The sequence below is a fragment of the Mucilaginibacter segetis genome (assembly GCF_016522075.1).
Lineage (GTDB): Bacteria > Bacteroidota > Bacteroidia > Sphingobacteriales > Sphingobacteriaceae > Mucilaginibacter > Mucilaginibacter segetis.
Map to the genome: position 1 here is coordinate 315442 of NZ_JAEHFW010000001.1, position 24048 is coordinate 339489.

The following is a 24048-nucleotide window of genomic DNA, read 5'->3' on the forward strand; positions in this document are numbered from 1 at the left end:
CATATTAAATTACGGACGTGCGGGACGTGGTTGTGTTTGCTGTTGTGGTTGGGGCTGTTCCCTAACCGGTTCTTGTTTTTGCTGCTGCCTTTGTTGCTCACGCGCCTGCTGCTCCTGTGCGGCTCTTTGCTGATTGGCTTGCTGCTGCCTTTGCTGTTCACGTGCCTGTTGTTCCTGCGCGGCTCTTTGTTGATTGACTTGCTGCTGCCTTTGCTGCTCACGTGCCTGTTGCTCCTGTACAACTCTTTGCTGACTGGCTTGTTGCTGCCTTTGCTGTTCACGTGCCTGTTGTTCCTGCACGGCTTGTTGCTGACTTTGTTGCTCTTGCAGTTGCCTTTGTTGTTCCATGGTTTGTTGCCCCGGGTGGCTCAATTGCTGGCGTTGCTGCTCCCTTGATTGTTGTTGCGAAACATTACTTCTCGCATTTCTAACGTCAGTTCTTTGAACGTTGTCAGCAGGTTGATTAATAAGCGTAGGATTTGCTACGCCAACTTTATTTATTCTTATTACGCGGGTATCCGGGTTGTTGCTTTTAGCGGCATCAGCAAGGCGACTTGCATTTTGGCGATTATACTGCTGCCCGTAGTTTGGATTGCTACTGCCAATACGGTTGTTCGGATTAGTTTGTTTGTACGCATTAGCATCTACTAATCTTGCAGGTCGTGCATCCGGCTGTTTTTTAACGCCCGGCCTGTAAATATTTATGGTATTATTATTTATAGTATTTGAAGCGGCCCTGTTAACATTATTTATTTGATACACCCTTACTGGTCTTTTAACATATCGCTGTATTTCGCTGCGGTTGGGGCCGGCTATAAACCTCCTGTTTCTATACACATACACATTATGAATAACATTGGTATGTCTGTAAATATTTACTACGCGATAATAAGGGATATAATAATTATAAATATCCGGCTCGTTAATATATGCCTGCGGAGCATATACCCAGTAATAATCAGGAAGATCATACCCACCGTTTAAGGCTATGTCAATATCCATATCAGGCGATAACGGAGCCCAGCCATAATAGCCGTTACCACCGCGCCAGGTAACCCATGCCGGCGCCCATTCGTAGCCGGGTATCCATTCCCAGCCATAATAATTATCGTAACGCCATCTGCCATAATGAAAGGTTGCCCAACCCCATGGATAGTCGGATACCCAGGTGTTGCCATATGATGTTAGTACCCAATGTCCATCGGTAGCATATGGTCTGAAATTTTCATCAACGTCAGGCACCCATACATCCCCGTAATCCGGATCATCAATCCAAACGCCGTATGAGTCGAGTTGATCATAAAAGTCCTGCTCTGATATATATTGATCATGGTACTGAGCAACACCTTTATCGGGTATGGAAGTTATCAGCAATAAAGCCAATAAACCTATACCCCATATTTTGTTTAATATTTTCATATTGTTGGTATTTAATTGGTAAGGTATTTTATTTTAATTTATTGACTTACTAATATTTAAAACGTTTAAACAAAAACATTTTTTACTGCTTATAAAAGGTATAAATGCTGTTACACACTATTTTTTGGTGTAAGCTATACCATCTGTATTTTTTTGAATAATTTTGAACTTACTTAAATTAAAACTATGAATACTGTTAATATTCCACGCCTTGACCTTAATACCTATATAAATGGCTCTGAAGAGCAACGGAAAGAATTTTCTGATAATATTGGGAAAGCGTTTAATGAAACCGGATTTGTTACTATAACCAATCATGGCCTTAGCAAGCAACTTATTGATAAGTTATATGAGCAGGTAAAGGCACTTTTTGCCCTGCCCGAAGATGTTAAGCTAAAATATGAGAAAGCAGAACTTGCCGGACAACGTGGGTATACCAGTAAAAATAAAGAAACTGCAAAAGGATTTAAAACCCCTGATTTGAAAGAGTTTTGGCAAATAGGCCAAACGGTAAGTGATGACGCACCTGAAAAGGATGATTATCCGGATAATTTAATAGTTGATGAACTTCCTGAATTTAACACCACTACGCTTGAGGTATATAAGAAACTGGAAGCTGCGGGTAAATACCTGTTGCGTGCCATAGCCGTATATTTAAATCTTCCGGAGAATTATTTTGACGACAAGGTGGAGAATGGTAACTCTATTTTACGTACGCTGCATTATTTCCCTATAGAGAATCCGGACGCTGTTCCTGCTGATGCGGTACGTGCCGGTGCACACGAGGATATAAATTTAATTACCTTGTTAATAGGCGCCAGTGCTGACGGCCTGGAATTATTAACCCGCGAGGGTAACTGGTTCCCGGTAAAAGCACATGGCGAGGATCTGGTAGTTAATGTTGGCGATATGCTGCAACGTTTAACTAATAATAAGCTTAAATCAACTACCCACAGGGTAGTAAACCCGCCGCGCGAAGAAATGAAAAACTCGCGTTTTTCGGTGCCGTTCTTTTTGCACCCAAAATCGGGGATGGATCTGAGCAGCCTGCCATCAACGATTGATGCGGATCATCCTAAGTTATATGCCGATATTACAGCGGGCGAATATCTGGATGAACGCCTGAGGGAAATAGGCTTAAAGAAATAATAAAGATGGCTGCCAACAAATTACGTTGGCAGCCTTTTTTTTATTCCAATACTATCTTTTGATGCTGATAGGGTATTCCAATATCAGCAAATCCTTTTTCTTTCAGTTTTCCGGAAAAGTGCTGTTGAACTTCATATTCCCCATGTACTAAAAAAAGTTTTTTTACTTTTTTAGGATCCTGACATGATAGGAAATGTAAAAGATCATCATAATCGCCGTGCGCACTCATCGATTTTATAGACCGCACCTCTGCGTTCACATGATATTGTTCGCCAAATATGTGTACTTCTTTTTCGCCTCGGGCCAAGCGGCCGCCCAACGAGTTAGGCTCGGCATAGCCAACCATAAGTATGGTAGTTTTTGGATCAGCAATATTATTTTTAATATGATGTTTAACCCTTCCGGCCTCGGCCATACCCGATGATGAAATAATTACACACGGTCTTACGTCGTCGTTTAAGGCTATAGATTCCGCAGTTGATTGGATAAATTTTAATCCTTTAAAACCGAATGGATCTGCATCAACCTTTAAAACGGCTTTAACATCTTTGTTATATACTTCAGGATGATTTTTTACGATCTGGGTAGCCTTATCTGATAGGGGGCTATCAACATAATAAGGCACCTGTGGCAACACACCCCGCAATTCGAGCGCGTTTAATGCATACAATAACTCCTGTGTGCGGCCTACGCTAAAAGCCGGAATAATTACTTTGCCCTTTTTTACTTCGCAGGTTTGCTTTATCACCTCAAGCAGAGCATCTTCTATTGGGCCAACATCTTTATGCAGGGTATCCCCATACGTAGATTCCAATAAAATATAGTCGGCCTGTGAAAACGTTTGCGGACTTTTTAACAGCAGATCGCCGTAACGCCCAACATCTCCGCTAAATGTTATCCGGGTTTCTTTGTTATCTTCTTTAATGGTAAGGTGTACCGCAGCGCTGCCCAAAATATGCCCGGCATCTGTAAACCTGAATTTAACGTCGGGTGTAATGGCGTAATCCTGATGGTAATCTACTATTTTAAAAAGCCGGAGGGCTTCCATAGCATCTTCTTCGGTATATAATGCTTCCAACAGCGGCAGGCCTTTTCTGGCGCGGTGCTTGTTGCTGTATTCCGCATCCTGCGTTTGTATTTTTGCAGAGTCCATCATCAGTATCCTTGCAAGATCCATAGTTGGTGCCGTACAATATATATGGCCGTTAAAACCTTCGGCTACTAAGCGGGGGATAAGCCCGCAATGGTCAATATGCGCGTGTGATAATATTAAATGATCTACCTTTTTAGGATTAAAACCAAAATGCTCATTCATGTCTTCGGTTTGTTCACCCAAACCCTGAAACATGCCGCAATCTAAAAGTATTGTTGTGCCATTATTAAGTTTAATAATGTGTTTGCTTCCGGTAACATTACGTGCTGCACCGTGAAAAGTAATCTCCATGTGTTTAAATATTCATTAGCAACTAATGTAGCTATATAATGTTTGGAAAAAATAAAACTAAGATTTTAGTTGCAAAAATGATTTATATATAATACCTTAGATTGATAAAGTAAACTAACGTACTATGCACATGGAAATTAAAGAGTTAACCCGGGCCGAAGAGCAAATAATGCAAGTGCTTTGGCAATTGAAAAAAGGGTTTGTAAAAGATGTATTAGATATTTTGCCCGAGCCGAAACCTGCATATAATACCGTATCCACTATTATCAGGATATTGGAAACAAAAGGTTTTGTTAGTCATACCGCCTTTGGCAAAAGCCATGAATATCATCCTATAGTGAGTAAAGAACAATACAAAACCTTTGCAGCTGATAAGCTTTTATCGGGCTATTTTGATAATTCCGTGAACAGGATGTTATCCTTTTTTGTGAAAAAGGAAAAAATTGATTTAAAAGAAGCTGACGAAATTATGAGGCTGATTGAGAAACTTAAAGACAAATAATTATGACCTGGTGGCAATATCTATTATTAGTGAATGTATATCTGATCTTATTTTTCGGGTTTTACGCTCTTTTGCTGCGCCGGGAAACGTTTTTTCAGCTCAACAGGATATATCTTGTTGGTGCTGCGTTGTTTTCATTTTTAATACCCGGTATACAGGCCGATTGGGTTAAAGACTTGTTTATAACACAACAGGTAAAACAGACCATTTATAGTAGTTATAGCGCCCCGGTCAATATCACGGCATTTGCACCTATAAAAAATAATTTCCTGACGATTGGTGAACTATTAATTATGTTATACATATGCGGGGTGATATTTTTAGCTGTACGGTTAATGTGGCAGCTGATCTTGTTAAGAAGGGTTATTACTCAGGATCAACAGAAAACGTCATTTTCTTTTTTCAAAAAAATACGGGTGGATGAAGCGGCCACAGGTAAGGATATCATATTGGCACATGAAAAAGTGCATGCGCAACAATGGCACTCAGTTGATGTGCTTATTATAGAAGCCGTAATGATCATTAACTGGTTTAACCCTGTTGTGTATCTGTATCGCTTTGCCATTAAGCATATTCATGAATACATAGCCGACAGGAATGCGCTTAAGGAGGGTACAAGCAAAGCAGAATACGCTTTATTATTATTAAGCCAATCATTTAACTCCCCAACCCATGAATTGGTGACCCCTTTTTTTAATCACAGTCTTTTAAAACAACGAATTATGATGCTTCAAAAAGATAAGTCAGCAAGGGTAAAGCTGTTAAAATATGGTTTAAGTGCTCCACTGTTTTTGTTAATGCTGATACTTTCATCAGCCACAATAAATAACAGCGATGCCATTAAAGCTATCAATAAAAACGCTAACAGGGTTTTTCAAAAGTCGGCGTCGTCTATAATACCTGATGAAAAGCCATCCGTAAAAAGGTACGATTTTACTTTGGAACCGATAGAAAAGAAGGCTGATAAAAAAGCAGCAATTGCAGATACGGTACCCGTTGGGAAAAATATAATATTTACGGCCGTGGAAAAGCAGCCACGTTTTCCCGGAGGAATAAAAGGATTTGAACGATATCTCTCTAAAGCTATAAAATATCCGGCAGATGCAAGGGATAATAATATCCAGGGGCGGGTTATACTTACTTTTGTGATAGAAAAAGATGGTTCACTTAGCGATATTAAAGTTATTCGCGGAATTGGCTACGGCGCTGATGAAGAAGCTGTAAGGGCAATGAAGAATGGCCCCAAATGGATACCTGGCAAACAGAATGGCAAATCTGTAAGAGTACAATATACCGTGCCCGTAAGTTTTGCGCTTACTGATGATACAGTGGGGGATAATAAGCCAGAGACCGCGCAACCGAACAAAGTTTTTACAGCTGTTGAGGTATTACCAAGTTTTCCGGGAGGAGAAGCGGCGTTTTACGATTACCTGCATAAAGCTCTTAAATATCCTGCAAAGGCTCGTGAAAACAAAACAGAAGGCAGAGTGATTGCCACCTTTGTTATTCAAAAAGATGGCTCGATAAGAGATATTAAAATAGTGCGGGGTATAGGAGACGGAGCAGATGAAGAAGCAGTGAGGGTACTTAAAGGAATGCCAAAATGGAACCCTGGTGTTCAAAACGGCAGAGCTGTAGCAGTGCAATATAGTGTGCCGATATCATTTGCACTTAATGATGTTACTCCTGATCCAAATAAAGGCGGGAAAGTTGGGTTTAAATCTGCCGATAGTACATACAGATCAAAAAACTTATTGACAAATTCTGACGGAACCCATCCCTTAATCATAGTTGATGGGAAAGAGCGTACAGGTTTGGATGACTTAAACCCTAAGGATATTAACAGTATATCGGTATTGAAAGACAAAAATGCTATTTTGGAATATGGTGATAAGGCATTCAACGGTGTAATTGTAATAGAAACTAAAAAAGCAAAAGCGGCCAAGGCCAACAAAAAGCTTTTAAATAACTAAATATAGTATCATATCGCTAAATTTATAACGCTATAAGCTGTCGATATGAATTTTAAGATTATATTTCAATTATCTGTTTTCGGGTTGATAATGGCGTTTGGTACAATAGCTTTGATCCCGCAAAATATTGAACCCGTATTTTGGCTGGTAATTTTTGTTTTTTCAGCACTGGTAATTGCCAAGGTATGTACCGCTAAATACTTTTTACACGGATTTGTATTAAGCCTTTTTAATAGTTTGTGGATTAGTTTGATACATGCAGCATTTTATGCTACTTATGCAATTCATCATCCTGATATTATAGCCATTAATCAAAATATGCCGGCATACTTAAGCATACATCCGCGGAAAACGATATTGATAATGGCACCAGTTTTTGGGATTGCATTCGGGATAATACAAGGATTATTCGCTTTAGGGGCAGCTAAAATTATAAAGAAATAACTGATTTATCTTTCCTTTTCAGCCTCTTTACGTTCACGAAGGTTGCGCATAATCTTAGTATACCCTCTATGTTCATGATTGTCATCATATAGGGGAAATACCAGTCCGCTTCCCCAAAAACGGGTGCCATCCTTACGCATGTGGTAACGCTCATCAACGGCTCTGCCATCGTCCAGCGATTCTTTTAATTCGCGCTCGGGCTCACCTGCAGCAATATCTTCCGGAGTAAAAAATACACTGGCGCTTAATCCAATAGCCTCGGTTTCGGTATAGCCCAATACTTTTTCAGCCCCCGAATTCCAGCTATTTATATCTCCATTTTTGTCGGTGGTAACCACGGCATAATCTTCCAGGCTTTCTAATACCTGCTTGAAGAAGTCTTCACTCATCCTAAAATAACTATCGTCGAAAATATCAGTTTTAGTGATGTTTTCATCAATGGTAGCATAATCAATAAGCACTGTGGTGTTTTCAATTCCACAGGCTAATTGTAAAGGCTCTCTGGTTATTTTATAAAAGGTTTCAAATCCATCCGGCAAATTGTTTAAATGTGGTTTTTCCCGTATGGGTTTTAACACCAGCGTGGTAGCGTCAGTATTATCAACAGATGTATTAGCCAGCATGTAAGTATAACCCTTCTCTATCAGGTCGCCAATTAGCTGCGATGTCAATGGAATTTGCATGTTTTTTGGAATAACTGTTCCGGGAAGTCAGTTTAAATACTAAATAGTATCTGGTTTGCGTATTAATCCTATAATAAATGCTATAACGGCAATTACCAATAAAACATGTATAAGACTGCCTACAGCGGTAAAAAATACGCCTATTGCCCAGCCTATAATAAGTATTACTGCAATAATATATAATAATGATCTCATGGGTTGTGGTTTTTAATTTATAATTTAATAGATAGTATAATAATGATAAATCCCACAAAATGTTTCAAAAAAAATAAAGCCACCCCTGAAAACAGGAGTGGCTTTGCCTAAAAATGATAGATGAGAATTAGAATTATAATTTAAGCCATTTTTTTCTCACTGTAAGCTGTTTTTCATCCGGATTAGCCACTTCTTCAATTTTGTAATTAACCCGGTTGTTTTTAAGCAGTGTTACCGGGATATCCATGGTAATACCATCTCTGATCACCGTTACGGTTACTTTATCGCCAATTTTTTTGCCATTGAGTGCGGTATTCATATCAGATACCGGTGCACCGTTAATAGCGGTTATCTCGTCATTAACATTAATGCCGTCTATCCATCCGGCGCCGCCGCGCAGTACGGTAGTAACTAATTTATTATCGCCATTACCGTTACGGGTGTAAATTCCCAGTGTTGGCTCATTCACATTGGCAAAAGCGTTAGTTATTTTATATCCGGCGTATCCTAAATACTTATCATAATCAATATCTGCTAAACCGTTAATATATTTTGCATAAAATTCATCAAGATTCTGACCACTAAATTTCTCAAATGCCTGTTTAAATTCAGCATCAGTATAGCCACGTTTTTTTTGCTTGTAATAGGTGTTATACATATACCGCATCACATCATCAAGTGATTGTTTAGCGTTAGTATTGTTAATGATCTGCAAATCGAGCAGCATGGCAATTACAGCGCCTTTATCATAGTAGGAAATTCCTGTATTGTATGAATTCTCGTTCGGGCGGTATGATTTTATCCAGGCATCAAAACTGGCCTCGGCAAGCGGTTGAATTTTTGCACCGGGCTGATTTTCCACCGTATTGATATCACCTGCCATAGCAGCTAAATAGCTCTCGGGCGTAGCTATTCCGGCATGCCTTAATATCAGGTTTTGATAATATGCAGTAAAACCTTCTGCTATCCACAGGTCGGTTGTATAGTTTTCGTTCTCATAATCAAAAGGGCCTAATACAATGGGACGCAAACGTTTTACATTCCACAGATGAAAATGTTCGTGCGCTACCAAACTTAAAAAGCCATTATACCCACGTTCGCTGGAGTAAGCATCTCTTGACGCGCCCAAAACTGTAGAACTCAGATGCTCCAGTCCACCACCACCACGCTGGCGGTTATGTACTATAAAAGTATAGTGCTTGTTAGGATTCTCACCAAATACGGCAGTTTCGGCCTCTATAATTTTAGGCATATCTTTTTTAAGACGCTCTTTGTCATAGTTGCCGCCGCCACACATGGCAACTTCATATTTTACGCCTGCTGCATCAAAACTAAAAACATCCTGATTGCCTACTTCTATAGGAGAATCGTATAGAATATCATAGTTAGGTGATTGCAATGTAAAGGGATCGCCGTTAACTTTTTCAAGACTGGTTGATACTTTTGACCAGCCTTTATACGGCGTTATATTAATTATGGAAGGCTGATCCAGCATGTTTTTCGGATATAAAAATATACCCGATGTAGAAAGAAACCCTTCGGATACATCAACAAAACTTGTACGTACCGAAACTTCAAAAGCGTAAACCTTATATTTAACCGTTACTGTATTTACGCCACTTGTATTTATTTTCCAGGTATTTTTACTCACCTTAAGAGCATTAATGGCCTTGCCATCGGCAGTTGCTGTTAATGATTCGATGTTTTTTGCAAATTCTCTTATTAGATAAGAGCCTGGTGTCCACACGGGCATTTTAAGTTCCAGATCGGCTTGCTTTAATCCGCTAACGGTCATCTCTACATCAGCATAATGCGCTTGTGCTTCGGGGAAAGTTACTTTGTATGATATTTTAGCAGTACCAGCGGCATGGCCGGGTGTTATTTTCATAAAAAACAATATTAAATAAGCCAGAGCTAATGGTTTAAATTTTTTCATGGCGCCAATTTATGAATTTTTATGTTTTTAATTTATGGCATTAAAATGGAATACGTTGTAAAATGGTTGATACATGTAATGAAAAAATCGCTTAACTGGTTAGTTTTGTCAGTAACAGCAATTTATGTTTGTCTGTTTTTAGCGAGTAATTCGACTAATTAAATAGTCATGTTTTATTTGTGCCATAAATTATTGTTTTGACCGGGTTTTTATATAAAAGCTTTTGCGTAAGACATTTAATACCTGAAATAATAGAGAAATATACCAATAATGATTTTTTTACCCCTTAAGCTATCCGGCCTTATATGAAAACAAGATACATTATATATACGTTGCTGGCTTTACTTATCGCCTTTTTAATTTATAACAAATTTTTTAGCGAGAAAGCGGTTGAAGGCCGTGCTGCTGTTGCCGGTGGAAAAAAAGGACGGGGTAAAAATGGACCTGTTTCAGTTAACGTGATGATTGTTAAAGATACTACTCTTAATAATCACATTGAAATTACCGGAACTATTGACGCTAATGAAAAGGTTGACCTTATCAGTCAGACTGCGGGCAATATTACAGGAATATATTTTACTGAAGGTACAAAAGTTAAAAAGGGGCAGTTATTGGTAAAAGTATATAATCAGGATCTGCAATCCTCCTTACAACAGATACAATCGCAGATAGTGTTGGCGAAAGATATTGAAAACAGAAACAAAATTTTACTTGAAAAGGAAGCGGTAAGCAAGGAGGAGTATCAAACCTCGCTGGCATCATTAAATAGTTTACGGGCACAGGCAGATGTTATAAAAGCACAACTTACGCGAACCGAGGTTAGGGCACCTTTTTCTGGTATTATAGGTTTAAGAAATGTAAGCCCCGGAGGGTATCTGTCGCCTGCAACCTCCATAGCAACACTTGTAAATATCAATCCGGCCAAAGTTACATTTTCAGTACCGGAACGGTATTTACAGCTTATAGGTAAAGGGAGTAAAGTGAATTTTACCGTAGAGAGTTCACGAAAAAACTTTTCAGCAACAGTTTATGCTATAGAACCGGCACTTAATTCAGAATCGAGAACGATAACCGTTCGGGCTAAGGCACCTAATCCCGATGATCTTTTAGTTGCGGGTGCGTTTGCAAAAATTAACCTGACGCTCGATCAGATACCAAAAGCTATTATGGTTCCCACTCAATGTGTTATCCCCGATCTGAAAAGCAGTAAGGTGTATTTATATAAGAATGGGATAGCGACCGAACAGGATGTGAAAACAGATATACGTACCGATACCAAGATTCAGGTTATAGAGGGATTACAACCGGGAGATAGTTTGGTAGTATCAGGGTTGATACAAATAAGACCTGAAGTGCCGTTAAAAATCCTTAAAGTTATAAAATAACAGCTATGAGTTTATCGTCAGTAAGTATAAAGCGACCGGTACTGGCAACGGTAATGTCTGTTGTTATTGTTGTATTTGGAATAATTGGATATAAGTTTTTGGGTGTACGCGACTTTCCGTCAGTAGATCCGCCAATTATATCCGTATCTACAAGCTATTCCGGTGCTAACTCTGATGTTATTGAATCCCAGATAACAGAACCGCTCGAAAAAGCCATCAACGGGGTGGCGGGAATTCGTAATATTTCATCATCCAGTTCGGTTGGTTCCAGTAATATTACGGTTGAATTTGACCTGGATGCCGATCTGGAAACCGCGGCCAATGATATAAGGGATAAGGTGAGCAGGGCTCAGCGCCAGTTACCACAGGATATTAACGCGCCACCGGTTATAAGTAAAGCCGACGCAAGTGCTTCTAATATTCTTATACTTACGGTAAGCAGTGATACCCGTAACATTAATCAGGTAGATGATTATGCTGAGAACGTGCTGCAGGAAGGCTTACAAACCATATCCGGTGTAAGTGCCATTAACGTGCTGGGCCAGCGACAGTATGCAATGCGTATATGGATAGATCCTAATAAGCTTTCAGCTTTAGGGTTAACCGCAACCGATATCGGGGCAGCGCTTAGTCGTGAAAATGTTGAGCTTCCGGCCGGTAAAATTGAAGGAAATAATACGGAGATCACTATACGGGCCATAGGTAAATTAACGTCAGAAAAAGATTTTAATGACCTCATTATAAGGGCTGACAGTAACCGTGTTGTACGGTTAAGAGATATTGGCTATGCGGTGTTAGGTTCCGCTAATGAAGAAACATCGTTAAAGGAATCGGGCATACCCATGGTGGCTTTAGGTGTAGTGCCGCAACCCGGAGCTAATTATGTAGAAATAGCTGATGATTTTTATAAGAGACTTGAACAAATAAAAAAAGATCTGCCGTCGGATATTAAAGTTAAGGTAACACTTGATAATACACGATTCATTAATAATTCCATTACCGAAGTAAAAGAGACATTACTGATATCTTTTGTACTTGTAGTGATTATTATTTATCTGTTTTTCAGAGATTGGCTTATTGCTTTCAGGCCCCTGATAGATATACCTGTTTCATTAATAGGTGCGTTTTTTATCATGTATCTGTTCGGGTTTTCTATCAACATATTAACCTTGTTAGGTATTGTACTGGCTACAGGTTTGGTTGTTGATGACGGTATTGTGGTAACGGAAAACATCTATAAAAAGGTGGAAAGTGGGATGGCTGTGCGTAAAGCTGCTTTTGAAGGCTCCGCTGAAATATTTTTCGCGGTTATTTCAACATCGGTTACACTTGCCGCTGTGTTTTTGCCTATCATATTTTTACAGGGATTTACCGGAAGGCTATTTAGGGAATTTGCGGTGGTTGTGGCAGGTTCGGTATTAATATCAGCATTTGTTTCACTTTCGTTAACACCAATGTTGAATGTAAAGCTTATCCGTAAGAATTCTAAAAAGTCGAGATTTTACGAAAAAACGGAACCCTTCTTTGTGAAAATGACCAATGCTTACACGGAAACGCTGATCACCTTTATGAAGCGTAAGTGGGTTTCATTTGTAATACTGGGAGTTTCATTATTAGTTACAGGTATATTGGTGAAAATAACACCAAGCGAACTCGCTCCGCTTGATGACCGTAGTTTATTACGCTATTCGGTTACCGGATCTGAAGGAGCTACTTATGAATATATGACCCGTTATATGGATAACGTTGCTCAACTGGTGTCAGATTCTGTTCCGGAAGCAAATGTGAACCTTGAAATAGTTTCACCTTCATTTGGTGGCGGGGCATCCAATACAGGTTATGGCCGTATCGGGCTTGTTCCGCCTGACGAACGTAAGCGGAGCCAGCAGGAGATTGCCGACTGGATGAACAAAAAATTAAGTAACATGCCTGATGCAAGGGCAATAGTTGTGCAGGAGCAAACCATTAGTGGTGGTGGAAGCGGGGCACGTAATTCACTGCCCATTCAATTTGTTATTCAAAACCAGAATTTTGATAAAATACGGAAGGTTTTGCCTGAATTTTTCAATGAAGTATCCAAAAGTCCGGTTTTTCAGGGAGCCGATGTTAATTTGAAATTTACTAAACCGGAACTGCGGGTTATTACCGATCGGGACCGTGCCCGTGATCTGGGTGTATCTGTAGAGGATATAGCGCAAACACTGCAATTGTATTATAGCGGCGGCAGGCTCGACTATTTTTTAATAAATGGTAAACAATATGAAGTGATTGCACAGGTGGATAGAGCTAACCGCGATCAGCCGCTTGATCTTAAATCAGTTTACGTGCGCAGTAATAAAGGAACTTTGGTGCAACTGGATAATGTGGTTAAGATTGATGAAAGCGCTACTCCGCCTACAATCTATCACTTTAACCGTTATAAATCAGCAACGGTACAGGCGGGCCTGGCCCCGGGTGAAACCATAGGCGATGGTATTGCCGAAATGCAGCGCATATCAAAGAAATTATTCGATGACACCTTTAGTACAGATCTGAGCGGACCTTCGAGAGATTATGCGGAAGGCTCATCAAATATTTTATTTGCATTTGCATTTGCTTTATTATTAGTATATCTGGTACTTGCCGCGCAGTTTGAAAGCTTTATTGATCCGTTTATTGTGATGTTCACGGTACCGCTGGCCATTTGCGGTGCCTTTTTATCACTATGGTTCTTTAACCAAACGCTTAACATATTTAGTGAAATAGGCATTATTACCCTGGTAGGTTTAGTAACCAAAAATGGTATCCTGATCGTAGAGTTCGCCAATCAGCGTATGGAGCATGGTTTAAATAAATATGACGCTGTTGTAGAGGCGGCCACGTCACGATTACGGCCTATTTTGATGACAAGTTTAGCTGTGGTGTTAGGATCGGTACCTATAGCATTGGCCTTGGGAGCAGGAGCAAAAAGCCGTGTATCATTAGGTATTGTTATCATTGGAGGTATGCTGTTCTCACTGGTGTTAACATTATATGTTATACCAACCATGTATATGATATTTGCTGCCAGGGAACGGCGCGATCCTGACGCTGAAGTTGTTGATACAGATGAAAAAAAGAAACCGGTAATAATTGAACATATTTAGGTAGTATGAAGATCAGAATGATAAAATACTCTTTTTTTTGCTGGTTAGCTTTTTCAGGCATTGCAAAAGCGCAGGATACCACTTATTTATCTTTAAAGGATGCGGTTGCAATCGCCCTTAAAAATAATTACAACATTAAACTATCTCAAAATAATTCGGCCATTGCCAGTAATAATGTTACTCCGGGTAATGCGGGGTTTTTACCAGTAGTAACCGGAAACGTTACATCCAATAATAGTATACAAACTACAAAGCAAACCCGCTCAGACGGTTCGGTAAATAATATTAATAATGCGCGTAACTCCAATTTAAATTATGGTGTAAATTTAAACTGGACCGTGTTTGACGGGTTCAGCATGTTTGCTAATTATGACCTGTTAAAACAACTGGATAATTTAGGTGCCATTCGCTTACAGGATACCATACAGTCTACAATAGCAAATGTTATTAATACTTATTATAACCTTATAGGTCAAAAACAACAAATAAAAGCATTAAAAGGCGCAATAGAGATTTCGAGAACACAACTACGGTATTCCAATGATAAATTTGCAGTAGGGCGTGTATCTAAACTGGATGTTTATAATGCCCAGGTTAACTTAAATGCAGATACTGCTAACCTGATAACCCAATTACAACAATTCAAGACAACTAAAATTCAATTGAACCGCTTATTGGTACGAAATCTTCAAACAGATTTTACAGTAGCTGATACTATTTTAGTGGATGACCAATTAATACTGGGTGATATTATCGCAAAAGCTCAAACCCAAAATCCGGCCATACTTTCCGCGCAAATAAATAAACGTTTGGCCGATATTAACTTAAAGCAAACTCAGGCTACACGTTACCCGCAGATAGCACTTACATCGGGTTATACTTTTAGCCATAACAAAACACCTGCAGGTTTTACATTGCAGCAAAATGCTCATGGATTTAATTACGGAGTGGTAGCATCCATTAATATATTTGATGGTTTTAACCAATGGCGAAGGGAACGTAATGCTAAGCTTCAGATAGAGAATGCCGAAATTGATTACAAACAAACGATGTTAGATATTGAAGCACAGATAAGTAATTTTTACGCGGTTTATTTATCAGGCCTTGATCTCATTAAACTTGAAAGTTCGGATGTTGAACTTGCCCGTAAGAATTTAGAAATATCGTTGGAAAAATATCGGTTAGGCAATATTACACCATTAGAGATAAGAGAAGCGCAAAGAAATTATTTAGATGCGCAATCACGCTTTTCTTCGGCTCAATATCAATCTAAAATGGCGGAAGTTACTTTAAAACAGATAACTAACAGTATAAATATTCAATAAAATATTTTTAATTGGTTTAAAAGATTATTTTTGAACAATGTCTGTTAGCTTTAAGACCTGCCTGCTTATTGATGACAATTATATTGACAATTTTGTTACGCGCAAAATTTTGGAAACCGGGAATTTTGCAGAAAATATAATTGTTCATTCGTCCCCGCACGATGCATTAAATGCATTACGTAAAGGGGAAATATTGCCCGATGTGATATTTCTTGATATCCGCATGCCTTCTATGAGCGGCTTTGAATTTTTAAAAGAATATGAAAAGCTGGATCTAAGTAATAAGGATATCGTAAAAATATTTATGTTGTCATCATCCCTTGATCCGACGGATATGCGTTCTTCGAGCGAAAATAAGTATATCGCTCAGTTTGTTCATAAACCGCTTACTTATAAAGCGCTTCAGGAGCTTTGCCTATGATCTTGGTAGCAGACAGCGGATCCTCTAAAACAGATTGGCTGCTATCGATACCGGATGGTAAACCACTCGAATTTAAATCAGCAGGACTTAATCCATATTTTTTAACTGAAAAGGATATTGTAAGGATACTGAAGGATCAAATACCTGATCTGATTGCACATGCACACCATATTACTGAAATATATTTTTTCGGAGCAGGGTGTTCCAGTCCCGACAGGCATGAAATATTGTCAAACGCGTTAAGCGTTTTGTTTACAAAAGCCTTTATTAGTGTTGACAGCGATCTTTTAGCTTCCGCCTACGCTACCTGTGGCCGCGAAAAAGGTTTCTGCTGCATTTTAGGGACCGGTTCTAATATATCTTTTTTTGACGGGGAAAACATACATGACGGGCAGCACGGCCTGGGATACGTTTTAGGCGATGAAGGATCGGGTACATCATTCGGTAAAACACTGATAACAGACTTTTTATATGGCAATATGCCTGAAGATATTGAGCATTTATTTGATGAAGAATATCATTTAACAAAGGAGATTGTTATAAAAAAGGTATATCAAACCCCCGCAGCAAATGCTTATTTGGCATCATTCACCAAATTTGTTAATAAGATAAGAGCTACCGATTATGCCCGGAATTTATTGAATAAATGTTTTGGCGAATTTGTAGAAACCAATATCAAAACTTATCCGCAACATCATAAGTATAAATGTCATTTTGTAGGTTCGTTAGCTTATATTTTTGCTGATGAACTGAAAACGGTTTGCGAAAAAGAGGGCGTAATTGTTGGAAAGATCATTAAACAGCCCATATACGACCTGTTGGAATTTATCATTAAAAGACCGGCTTAATTCCGTTTTTTTATAAATACGCTTATCGTGATAAATATGATCAGCAGGATTGCTACAATACTTCCCACCTTGGGCAAATAATCGCCATGCTCCACATAAAAGGTAATATCCGAGCTTAAGTTTATATCTTGTTTTATGGCTGTTTTTGTCCACCATTTTGTTCGCTTTACAATATCGCCCCGCTGATTGATAAATGCGGAAATACCTGTATTAGCTGACTGGCACACCCACCTTCTTGTTTCTATAGCCCTCAACTTCGCATAATCTAAATGCTGGTCTTTACCCGAAGTGTTTTCCCACCAGGCATCATTAGTAATAATAGCTATAAACTGCGAGCCGCTTTTAATTGATTTTGCTATCCAGCCTCCAAAGATAGATTCATAACAAATAACGGGTGTTACACCAATGCCGCTTTGTGAATAAAAAACTCCGGGTTTTAGCTGGCCAGCATAAACTCCGGTAGCACCACCTAAATGAGCGAAAACAGGCTTCAAAAAGCTTAGTTCGTCTTTAAAAGGAAGTGCCTCGGGACCGGGAACCAGCCGGGATTTGTGATAGAATTGTACTTTAGGCGAATTTTCAATATTAATTGCACTGCTGTAATTATCAATAAATCCGCCGCCGGATAGGGGACTGGCTGTCTCATTAGTGCGTTTATCATACAGCCGGTATGTTTCTCCACCGGTTAGTACATTGCCATTTTTATACTTATTCAGGAAACGCTTTATCTGCAAATAATAATTACTGGATAAAATATGATCCTCGTCAATATAGTCAGGGATAGCAGTTTCTGGCCAGATAAAAAATTCTGTATTGGTTTGGGCAAGTGAGTCGGATACTTGGGTAAGTATACTGATCTGTTTAGCAGCAGGCGTTTCTTCTTTTTCATAAGGATCAATATTGGGTTGGGCAATTACCACATTTGAGGGGTTTACCTGTTCCTTATAGCTGTAATATCTGTATAACGAAAAGCTCAATGGTAATATAAATATCAGCGTTAAAGCAATTACCAGCCTCGTGCGGATTTTTATGGTTTGCTGCTCCTTTAATCCGGTGTATAGTAAAAATATCAGAATGTTTATCAACCATATCCATATAGTTCCTCCATATATTCCGGTATATTCATACCACTGTATCCATTGATGACTTACCGCAAAGCCATTACCCAGTGTCATCCAGGGGAAATTAAGATCCCAGCTTTGATGTAAATATTCATAACCTATCCATAAGCAAACTAATCCGGCTAAACTGATTCCCCGACCTGTTACTCGCCTTAAGCGGTAATAAAGCCAACAGGCTGTTGCCATTAGTAATGGGCCGAGCGCATAAGGTATTAAACTGATTGGAATGGCTACTATAGGGCCAATAATTTTTAAAGAGTTATAAACCCAATAAACGCATAAAGTGTTCCAGATAAAGAAGCCTAAAAAGGTGATATTAAAAATATTTTTACCCTTTTTTGGCAATGCTGAATTGATGATATTTTCTATCGCTATGAGCATAGGTACAAAACCTATAAACAAAAAGAACGTGGTGTAAGATGTTGGGGGCCAGGCAATCCAAAGCAACAAGCCCGATAGGACAGATAGTAAAATATTTTTTTTCATTAACAATAATTGAATGTATTGCACATATAGGCTTTAAATGAAGTTATGCCGTTGCTCCTGCAACACATATCACAAATTCTCCCTTTACCGGATGTGTTTCAAAGTGTGTTTTTACCTCATCAACCGTTCCGCGTATGGTTTCTTCAAACATCTTGGTAAGTTCACGTGATACAGATATTAGTCTGTTAGCGCCAAAATAATTGGCCATTTCATCAAGTGTCTTTAATAAACGATGTGGTGACTCATAAAGTATAATGGTACGTTCTTCAGCTGCCAATAATTTATACCGGGTTTGGCGTCCTTTTTTCAAGGGCAAAAAACCCTCAAAGCAAAATTTATCCGTAGGGAAACCGGAGTTTACTAAAGCAGGGACAAAGGCAGTAGCACCGGGAAGGCATTCAACCTGGATATCATTTTTTAGAGCTTCGCGCACCAGATAAAACCCCGGATCGGATATGGCGGGGGTACCAGCATCAGATATCAGGGCAATATTTTTACCTTCTAATAAAAATTTTACAATTTCTGTAGAGGATTGATGCTCGTTATGCTGATGATGTGAAAATACTTTCTGGTGAATATCAAAGTGTTTCAGCAAAGGGGCTGATGTACGTGTATCTTCTGCCAGTATCAGATCTGCTTCTTTAAGGATGCGGATAGCTCTGAAGGTCATATCCTCCAGGTTGCCTATGGGTGTTGGTACTAAATACAGTTTGCCTTTATTCATAGTTCATGGGTGATAGACCATAGTACCATCATCTTTGAAAAAGCTCAAAAACTATAGGCTATGGTCTATGGACTATCGACTTATTTATATCTTTGCCAAAAATAATATCAATGCTGCAAGTTAGTTATATCCGCGATAACAGAGAACAGGTTTTACAAGGTTTGGCTGTAAAAAATTTTAAACAGCCCGAATTGGTTGAAGAAGTGGTTGAACTGGATGAAAAACGCCGTCAAACGCAAAACCAGGTAGATAATGTTTCGGCGCAGGCAAATGCAGCAGCCAAACAGATAGGCGAACTGATGCGCAGCGGTAAAAAAGAAGAAGCCGAAGCTGTAAAAGCGAATACCGGAAAGTGGAAAGAGGAAATAAAACAACTGAACGAGCAACTTGCAGCCATTGAGGAAGATCTTTCATCAAAAATTGTTTTGTTGCCAAATTTGCCCCACGCATCTGTACCGAAAGGTATAACTCCCGAAGAGAACGAAGTGGTTTTAGAGAATGGTAATAAGCCTGAATTACCTGCAAACGCGTTACCGCATTGGGAACTTGCAGCCAAATATAACCTGATAGATTTTGAACTGGGCGTTAAAATAACCGGTGCCGGTTTCCCGGTATATAAAGGCAAAGGAGCAAAATTACAACGTGCGTTGATCAGCTTCTTTTTGGATGAGGCTGAAAAAGCCGGATACAGCGAGGTAATGCTGCCATTGATGGTAAATGAAGCATCGGGCTTTGGAACCGGGCAACTGCCCGATAAAGAAGGTCAGATGTATTTTGTAGGCCAGGATAATTTGTATTTGATACCTACCGCCGAAGTGCCTATTACCAATTTATACCGCGATGTTATACTTAAAGGTGACGAACTGCCTGTAAAAAATTGTGGATATACTCCGTGTTTTCGACGGGAGGCCGGTTCATACGGCGCGCATGTACGCGGCTTAAACCGTTTGCACCAATTTGATAAAGTGGAAATTGTACAGGTGGTGCATCCGGATGAATCTTACAATGTATTAGAGCAAATGAGCACTCATGTACAAAGTTTACTTCAAAAATTAGGATTGCCTTACAGGGTATTGCGCCTTTGCGGTGGCGATATGAGTTTCGCATCGGCTTTAACGTATGATATGGAAACCTGGAGCGCGGCACAACAACGGTGGCTGGAAGTTTCATCCGTATCAAACTTTGAAACATTCCAGAGTAACCGCCTCAAACTTCGTTTCCGTAATGCAGAGGGTAAAACACAATTAGCGCATACTTTAAACGGCAGCGCGTTAGCATTGCCACGCATCGTAGCTACTTTATTAGAGAACAATCAAACCGAAACTGGTATAAAAATACCTGAGGCATTAGTGCCTTACACCAGGTTTGATATGATAGATTAATAAAGTATTTGTCAGAGTCCTTTATTTATAGCTTCATAAATTGCGTCCTGTATACGCGGCCTTATGTTCATGGTGCCTAATTTATTACCAACGTTTGGATGCACCCGGTTTGATAAAAAGACATATACTAAGTTATATTTCGGATCAACCCAAACACAGGTGCCGGTGAAGCCTGTATGTCCGTATGTCATAGATGATGCTAATTTTGAAGGGTAATTATGGTCTGCAACAGGGTCCCATCTGTCGAAACCCAAACCACGCCGGCTAACGTCAGACTGTTTAGCGGTAAATAGGTCTACAGTTTCCGGCTTAATATATTGAATACCTCCATAGCTGCCCCGGTTTAACATCATTTGGTATAATATAGCCAGGTCGTTAGTATTAGCAAATAAGCCTGCGTGCCCGGCTACACCGCCCATAAGCGCGGCTGTAGGATCATGTACGTAACCATCAAGAAGAGCATGCCGGTATTCGCGGTCATTCTCTGTAGGGGGAATTTGGCTGGCAGAGAAGCGATAAAGAGGCAAAAATCCTGCATCCTGCATACCCAGAGGATCATAAAAGTGGGTTTTTACGTAATCATTCAAAGGTGTGCTTGTGAGCGTTTCTTCTATTTGCTGCATAAAACACATGCTTAAATCGCTGTAAACATATTTTCCTCTGGTTCTTACAGGGGAATTAAGCATGTCGGGCCACATCACATCCTCAAAGTAATTTTTCCGGAGGTAATAACCATCGTTTACCTTAGTTGGATATGAAGCTGATGAGTCTGCGCTGTGGTCACTTGGTTTTACTTTTTCAAATGTGGCTATATCAGGTATCAACCCTGCCTGGTGTTCTAATATCTCGCGTACGGTAAGGTCCTTTTTATTGGTATTGCGCGCCAGCGCTAAATAAGTACCTGCGGTAGAGTCAAGGTTTAGTTTCTGCAGATCGTACAACTGCATAGCTTCCATAGTAGTAGCCGATATTTTGGTCATGGATGCGAGGTCGAAAATATCAGTTATCCTTTCAGGAATTTCATTACTGTAGGTATGGAAACCATAAGCTTTATTAAATATTACTTTACCATCCCTGGCAACCAGTACCACACAACCCGGTGTAGCATGGTTACTTATGGCTTCGCGTGCTATATCATCAATAGCCAACAAATTTTCCGACTTTATACCTGCATCTTCCGGAACAGTATATTGCAGTCTTATTTTTGTGGTTAAAAAGCCCGCATTCGCCTTATATTTTGTGGAATAGTTTTTTTTTAACCGTTGAGTAATTGGTACACCCCCAAATACTGCCTGAGCACTGTATAAAGCCGCAACAGGTGAAACTCTTGATGACCATATTATGGGAGCATTGATATTATTTAATTTGATAAGCGAAGATCCGTTTCCCCAATAATAAATAATAACGTTTTTGAGCGGCTCATTAGTGGTTATAAAATTTAATATTTGCTGATTATTCAGATCGGCATCCGTAAGTTGAATAATCAACATATTATAGAATCGTGTATCCTGATCTAAATTACCAATTGACTTGGCTCCAAGGTAATTAGTTCCATCCAGGGTATCAATCTGTGTATATTTATTAAGTAAACTATCAAATGCATGGGCATATATATCCGAAAAATGTATGCTTATTGCTTTGAGGTCGTTAAGATTTTGTATTGGTATTAACTGTTTCTCATTATTTAATAAAACGGTGCTTTGTTCAACAGCGGTTTGTTCTTTGAGATAAGCTTTACCGGTTAAAGGAGGGTTTTGAGCACATGCTGAATTGAAAATAATAAAACCTAAAAATAATACGCAAACTAAACTTCTCTTATTTCCTCTCATAAACTTTAACGCCATTTACATATGTTTTTATTACTTTAACATTAGGCAATTCACTTTCTTTTGCTTTCATAATATCTTTATCCAATATTACAAAATCCGCGTATTTGCCCGGTTCAATACTGCCCTTTTCCTTCTCTTCAAAATTTGCCCGGGCAGCCCACATGGTCATTCCCCGCAGGGCTTCTACACGGTTAAGCGCATTTTCGGGCTGAAAACCACCTTCCGGGAAACCTTTCAGATCCTTACGGGCAACCGCAGCATAAAACGTATACATCGGGTTAATGTTTTCTACCGGAAAATCGGTACCTAACGGTATCCATCCATTTTGCTTTAACAATTCTTTATAAGCATATGCTGTTTTCAGACGAGCTGTTCCCAACCGTTTGCCTGCCCAATACATATCAGATGTGGCATGAGTAGGTTGTACGGAAGGTATAATACTGAAATCGCCAAAATAATTAATATCCTCGGGCGAAACGATTTGTGCATGTTCTATCCGCCACCGCTTATCGTTTTTCCCTTTTAATGTTTTAGCGTAGATTTTCAGCATCACCCTGTTAGCGGAATCGCCAATAGCGTGCGTACACATTTGGAAGCCTTTATCAGCAATCATTTTTGCTACCTCTTCAAAGTGTTCTTTACTGCTCAATAAAAAGCCGTTCCAGTTTTTTTGATCAGAATAGGGCTTAAGTAAACACGCCCCGCGTGAACCCAGGGCGCCATCGGCATAAACCTTAAAGGCCCTTACATTTAAACCGGGCGTTTTGTAAGCACCATGGCTAAATAAATAATCATAATTTTCTTTCTTATCGGCCAGCATTACATACATACGCATTTTTAGCGCGCCTTTATGTTGCAACTGTGCAATAGTATTTATTATGGTGTAGGGCAACCCGCAATCATCTACCGTTGTTAAGCCTGCCGCAAAACAGTTTTTTTGTGCATCTAACAAAGCCGATTGTGTTACCTGTTCGGTTGGTTCGGGTATTTTACGGGTTACTATACCCACTGCATTATCAATAAGTACACCCGTAAGTTTACCTTTAATAGTTTCAATAGTCCCGCCAATAATAGTTTGCCCGGGTTTAATGCCGGCTATATCTAATGCGGCCTGATTGGCTATAGCCGCGTGTCCGTCAATACGACTTAATATAACCGGCCTTACCGGGAATAAAGAATCGAGTTTCGCTTTATCAGGAAATTGTTTTTTAGTCCATACGTTTTGATCCCAGCCATTGCCAATTACCCATCCTTCGGTATTATGCCTTGCATATGTATTTACTTTTTCTACAACGTCGTCCCAACTTTTGCTTCCGGTAAGTTTAACTTCCTGTAAGCCCAATCCGTATTCATAAAAGTGCGCGTGGGCATCTATAAAGCCCGGATAAATTGCTTTACCACCGGCATCAATAACTTCATGAGCAAAATATTTTTTTTCTAAATCTTGTGTATTGCCAACAGCAACTATTTTTCCCTGGTTTACAACAAACGCCTGCGCCGTTGAAAAAGCACTATCCACTGTATAAACTACCGCGTTTTTTATTAACAGGTCGGCGTTGTATTCTTTTTGTTTGCATGCCGTAATAAGTACCAATAACAGCGGCCATAATTTCTTCATATATTTTAACAGATGGATGTAATTATATAAACGTAAATA

Annotated in this window: 19 protein-coding genes; 10 read left to right on the plus strand and 9 right to left on the minus strand. The window is 39.4% G+C overall.

The window, feature by feature from the left end; all coding sequences use genetic code 11:
- Nucleotides 1-9: 9 nt before the first annotated feature.
- Complete coding sequence (locus tag I5M19_RS01515; protein WP_200063341.1) at nucleotides 10-1419, minus strand: DUF6600 domain-containing protein; 1410 nt, start codon at nucleotides 1417-1419, stop codon at nucleotides 10-12.
- Nucleotides 1420-1605: 186 nt separating this feature from the next.
- Between I5M19_RS01515 and I5M19_RS01520 the strand changes: the two genes are divergently transcribed.
- The gene (locus tag I5M19_RS01520; RefSeq protein ID WP_200063343.1) at nucleotides 1606-2568 is read left to right on the plus strand and encodes an isopenicillin N synthase family dioxygenase; all 963 of its coding nucleotides are present in this window, start codon (nucleotides 1606-1608) and stop codon (nucleotides 2566-2568) included.
- Between the two features lie 40 nt (nucleotides 2569-2608).
- Here I5M19_RS01520 and I5M19_RS01525 read toward each other — a convergent pair whose 3' ends face one another.
- Complete coding sequence (locus tag I5M19_RS01525) at nucleotides 2609-4012, minus strand: MBL fold metallo-hydrolase (RefSeq protein WP_200063345.1); 1404 nt, start codon at nucleotides 4010-4012, stop codon at nucleotides 2609-2611.
- 130 nt (nucleotides 4013-4142) lie between these two features.
- Here I5M19_RS01525 and I5M19_RS01530 point away from each other — a divergent pair, with 130 nt between their 5' ends.
- From I5M19_RS01530 to I5M19_RS01540, 3 genes are read left to right on the plus strand one after another with little or no spacing between them, the layout of a single operon-like run.
- Nucleotides 4143-4514: a BlaI/MecI/CopY family transcriptional regulator gene (locus I5M19_RS01530; RefSeq protein ID WP_200063347.1), complete on the plus strand. Its 372-nt coding sequence runs from the start codon at nucleotides 4143-4145 to the stop codon at nucleotides 4512-4514.
- A 2-nt stretch (nucleotides 4515-4516) separates the two neighbouring features.
- Nucleotides 4517-6487, plus strand: a complete 1971-nt coding sequence (locus I5M19_RS01535) for a M56 family metallopeptidase (RefSeq protein WP_200063349.1) — start codon at nucleotides 4517-4519, stop codon at nucleotides 6485-6487.
- Nucleotides 6488-6532: 45 nt separating this feature from the next.
- Nucleotides 6533-6931: a hypothetical protein gene (locus I5M19_RS01540; RefSeq protein ID WP_200063351.1), complete on the plus strand. Its 399-nt coding sequence runs from the start codon at nucleotides 6533-6535 to the stop codon at nucleotides 6929-6931.
- A 5-nt stretch (nucleotides 6932-6936) separates the two neighbouring features.
- Here the strand turns inward: I5M19_RS01540 and I5M19_RS01545 are convergent, their stop codons facing one another.
- The 3 genes from I5M19_RS01545 to I5M19_RS01555 form a co-directional block, all read right to left on the minus strand.
- Nucleotides 6937-7614 (minus strand): PAS domain-containing protein, encoded by a 678-nt coding sequence (locus I5M19_RS01545; protein ID WP_200063353.1) that lies wholly within the window; start codon nucleotides 7612-7614, stop codon nucleotides 6937-6939.
- 39 nt (nucleotides 7615-7653) lie between these two features.
- Nucleotides 7654-7809, minus strand: coding sequence for a lmo0937 family membrane protein (locus I5M19_RS01550; protein WP_200063355.1), 156 nt, complete (start codon nucleotides 7807-7809; stop codon nucleotides 7654-7656).
- 133 nt (nucleotides 7810-7942) lie between these two features.
- The gene (locus I5M19_RS01555) at nucleotides 7943-9745 is read right to left on the minus strand and encodes a M61 family metallopeptidase (RefSeq protein WP_235985738.1); all 1803 of its coding nucleotides are present in this window, start codon (nucleotides 9743-9745) and stop codon (nucleotides 7943-7945) included.
- A 305-nt stretch (nucleotides 9746-10050) separates the two neighbouring features.
- Between I5M19_RS01555 and I5M19_RS01560 the strand changes: the two genes are divergently transcribed.
- The 5 genes from I5M19_RS01560 to I5M19_RS01580 are packed head-to-tail and all read left to right on the plus strand — an operon-like array spanning nucleotide 10051 to nucleotide 16849.
- Complete coding sequence (locus tag I5M19_RS01560) at nucleotides 10051-11130, plus strand: efflux RND transporter periplasmic adaptor subunit (RefSeq protein WP_200063357.1); 1080 nt, start codon at nucleotides 10051-10053, stop codon at nucleotides 11128-11130.
- 5 nt (nucleotides 11131-11135) lie between these two features.
- Nucleotides 11136-14255, plus strand: a complete 3120-nt coding sequence (locus I5M19_RS01565; protein ID WP_200063359.1) for an efflux RND transporter permease subunit — start codon at nucleotides 11136-11138, stop codon at nucleotides 14253-14255.
- Between the two features lie 5 nt (nucleotides 14256-14260).
- The gene (locus I5M19_RS01570) at nucleotides 14261-15580 is read left to right on the plus strand and encodes a TolC family protein (protein ID WP_200063361.1); all 1320 of its coding nucleotides are present in this window, start codon (nucleotides 14261-14263) and stop codon (nucleotides 15578-15580) included.
- Between the two features lie 37 nt (nucleotides 15581-15617).
- Complete coding sequence (locus I5M19_RS01575; protein WP_200063363.1) at nucleotides 15618-16001, plus strand: response regulator; 384 nt, start codon at nucleotides 15618-15620, stop codon at nucleotides 15999-16001.
- On the plus strand, nucleotides 15998-16849 hold the full coding sequence (locus I5M19_RS01580; RefSeq protein WP_200063365.1) for an N-acetylglucosamine kinase: 852 nt from the start codon (nucleotides 15998-16000) through the stop codon (nucleotides 16847-16849). Before I5M19_RS01575 ends, I5M19_RS01580 begins: the two co-directional genes overlap by 4 nt.
- Here I5M19_RS01580 and lnt read toward each other — a convergent pair.
- Nucleotides 16846-18456: an apolipoprotein N-acyltransferase gene (lnt, locus tag I5M19_RS01585; protein WP_200063367.1), complete on the minus strand. Its 1611-nt coding sequence runs from the start codon at nucleotides 18454-18456 to the stop codon at nucleotides 16846-16848. The two genes, I5M19_RS01580 and lnt, sit on opposite strands and share 4 nt — an antisense overlap.
- A 43-nt stretch (nucleotides 18457-18499) precedes the next feature.
- Complete coding sequence (rsmI, locus tag I5M19_RS01590; protein WP_200063369.1) at nucleotides 18500-19180, minus strand: 16S rRNA (cytidine(1402)-2'-O)-methyltransferase; 681 nt, start codon at nucleotides 19178-19180, stop codon at nucleotides 18500-18502.
- Nucleotides 19181-19290: 110 nt separating this feature from the next.
- On the opposite strand from rsmI, the gene serS reads away from it, so the two are divergent.
- Complete coding sequence (serS, locus tag I5M19_RS01595) at nucleotides 19291-20562, plus strand: serine--tRNA ligase (protein ID WP_200063371.1); 1272 nt, start codon at nucleotides 19291-19293, stop codon at nucleotides 20560-20562.
- Between the two features lie 11 nt (nucleotides 20563-20573).
- On the opposite strand, the gene I5M19_RS01600 is transcribed toward serS, so the two are convergent.
- Together I5M19_RS01600 and I5M19_RS01605 are read right to left on the minus strand one after the other, a co-directional pair.
- Nucleotides 20574-22391, minus strand: a complete 1818-nt coding sequence (locus I5M19_RS01600; RefSeq protein WP_200063373.1) for a serine hydrolase domain-containing protein — start codon at nucleotides 22389-22391, stop codon at nucleotides 20574-20576.
- Nucleotides 22378-24009, minus strand: a complete 1632-nt coding sequence (locus I5M19_RS01605) for an amidohydrolase (protein WP_200063375.1) — start codon at nucleotides 24007-24009, stop codon at nucleotides 22378-22380. The genes I5M19_RS01600 and I5M19_RS01605 overlap by 14 nt, the downstream gene beginning before the upstream one ends.
- Nucleotides 24010-24048 lie beyond the last annotated feature (39 nt).

Bases quoted from the DNA above. Each gene is read 5' to 3' on its own strand.
- I5M19_RS01565 (WP_200063359.1), top strand. From the start codon at position 11,136: ATGAGTTTATCGTCAGTAAGTATAAAGCGACCGGTACTGGCAACGGTA.
- lnt (WP_200063367.1), bottom strand. From the start codon at position 18,456: ATGAAAAAAAATATTTTACTATCTGTCCTATCGGGCTTGTTGCTTTGG.
- I5M19_RS01515 (WP_200063341.1), bottom strand. From the start codon at position 1,419: ATGAAAATATTAAACAAAATATGGGGTATAGGTTTATTGGCTTTATTG.
- I5M19_RS01525 (WP_200063345.1), bottom strand. From the start codon at position 4,012: ATGGAGATTACTTTTCACGGTGCAGCACGTAATGTTACCGGAAGCAAA.
- I5M19_RS01550 (WP_200063355.1), bottom strand. From the start codon at position 7,809: ATGAGATCATTATTATATATTATTGCAGTAATACTTATTATAGGCTGG.
- I5M19_RS01570 (WP_200063361.1), top strand. From the start codon at position 14,261: ATGAAGATCAGAATGATAAAATACTCTTTTTTTTGCTGGTTAGCTTTT.
- I5M19_RS01540 (WP_200063351.1), top strand. From the start codon at position 6,533: ATGAATTTTAAGATTATATTTCAATTATCTGTTTTCGGGTTGATAATG.
- I5M19_RS01580 (WP_200063365.1), top strand. From the start codon at position 15,998: ATGATCTTGGTAGCAGACAGCGGATCCTCTAAAACAGATTGGCTGCTA.
- I5M19_RS01575 (WP_200063363.1), top strand. From the start codon at position 15,618: ATGTCTGTTAGCTTTAAGACCTGCCTGCTTATTGATGACAATTATATT.
- I5M19_RS01520 (WP_200063343.1), top strand. From the start codon at position 1,606: ATGAATACTGTTAATATTCCACGCCTTGACCTTAATACCTATATAAAT.
- I5M19_RS01600 (WP_200063373.1), bottom strand. From the start codon at position 22,391: ATGAGAGGAAATAAGAGAAGTTTAGTTTGCGTATTATTTTTAGGTTTT.
- I5M19_RS01555 (WP_235985738.1), bottom strand. From the start codon at position 9,745: ATGAAAAAATTTAAACCATTAGCTCTGGCTTATTTAATATTGTTTTTT.
- serS (WP_200063371.1), top strand. From the start codon at position 19,291: ATGCTGCAAGTTAGTTATATCCGCGATAACAGAGAACAGGTTTTACAA.
- I5M19_RS01535 (WP_200063349.1), top strand. From the start codon at position 4,517: ATGACCTGGTGGCAATATCTATTATTAGTGAATGTATATCTGATCTTA.
- I5M19_RS01560 (WP_200063357.1), top strand. From the start codon at position 10,051: ATGAAAACAAGATACATTATATATACGTTGCTGGCTTTACTTATCGCC.
- I5M19_RS01530 (WP_200063347.1), top strand. From the start codon at position 4,143: ATGGAAATTAAAGAGTTAACCCGGGCCGAAGAGCAAATAATGCAAGTG.
- I5M19_RS01545 (WP_200063353.1), bottom strand. From the start codon at position 7,614: ATGCAAATTCCATTGACATCGCAGCTAATTGGCGACCTGATAGAGAAG.
- rsmI (WP_200063369.1), bottom strand. From the start codon at position 19,180: ATGAATAAAGGCAAACTGTATTTAGTACCAACACCCATAGGCAACCTG.
- I5M19_RS01605 (WP_200063375.1), bottom strand. From the start codon at position 24,009: ATGAAGAAATTATGGCCGCTGTTATTGGTACTTATTACGGCATGCAAA.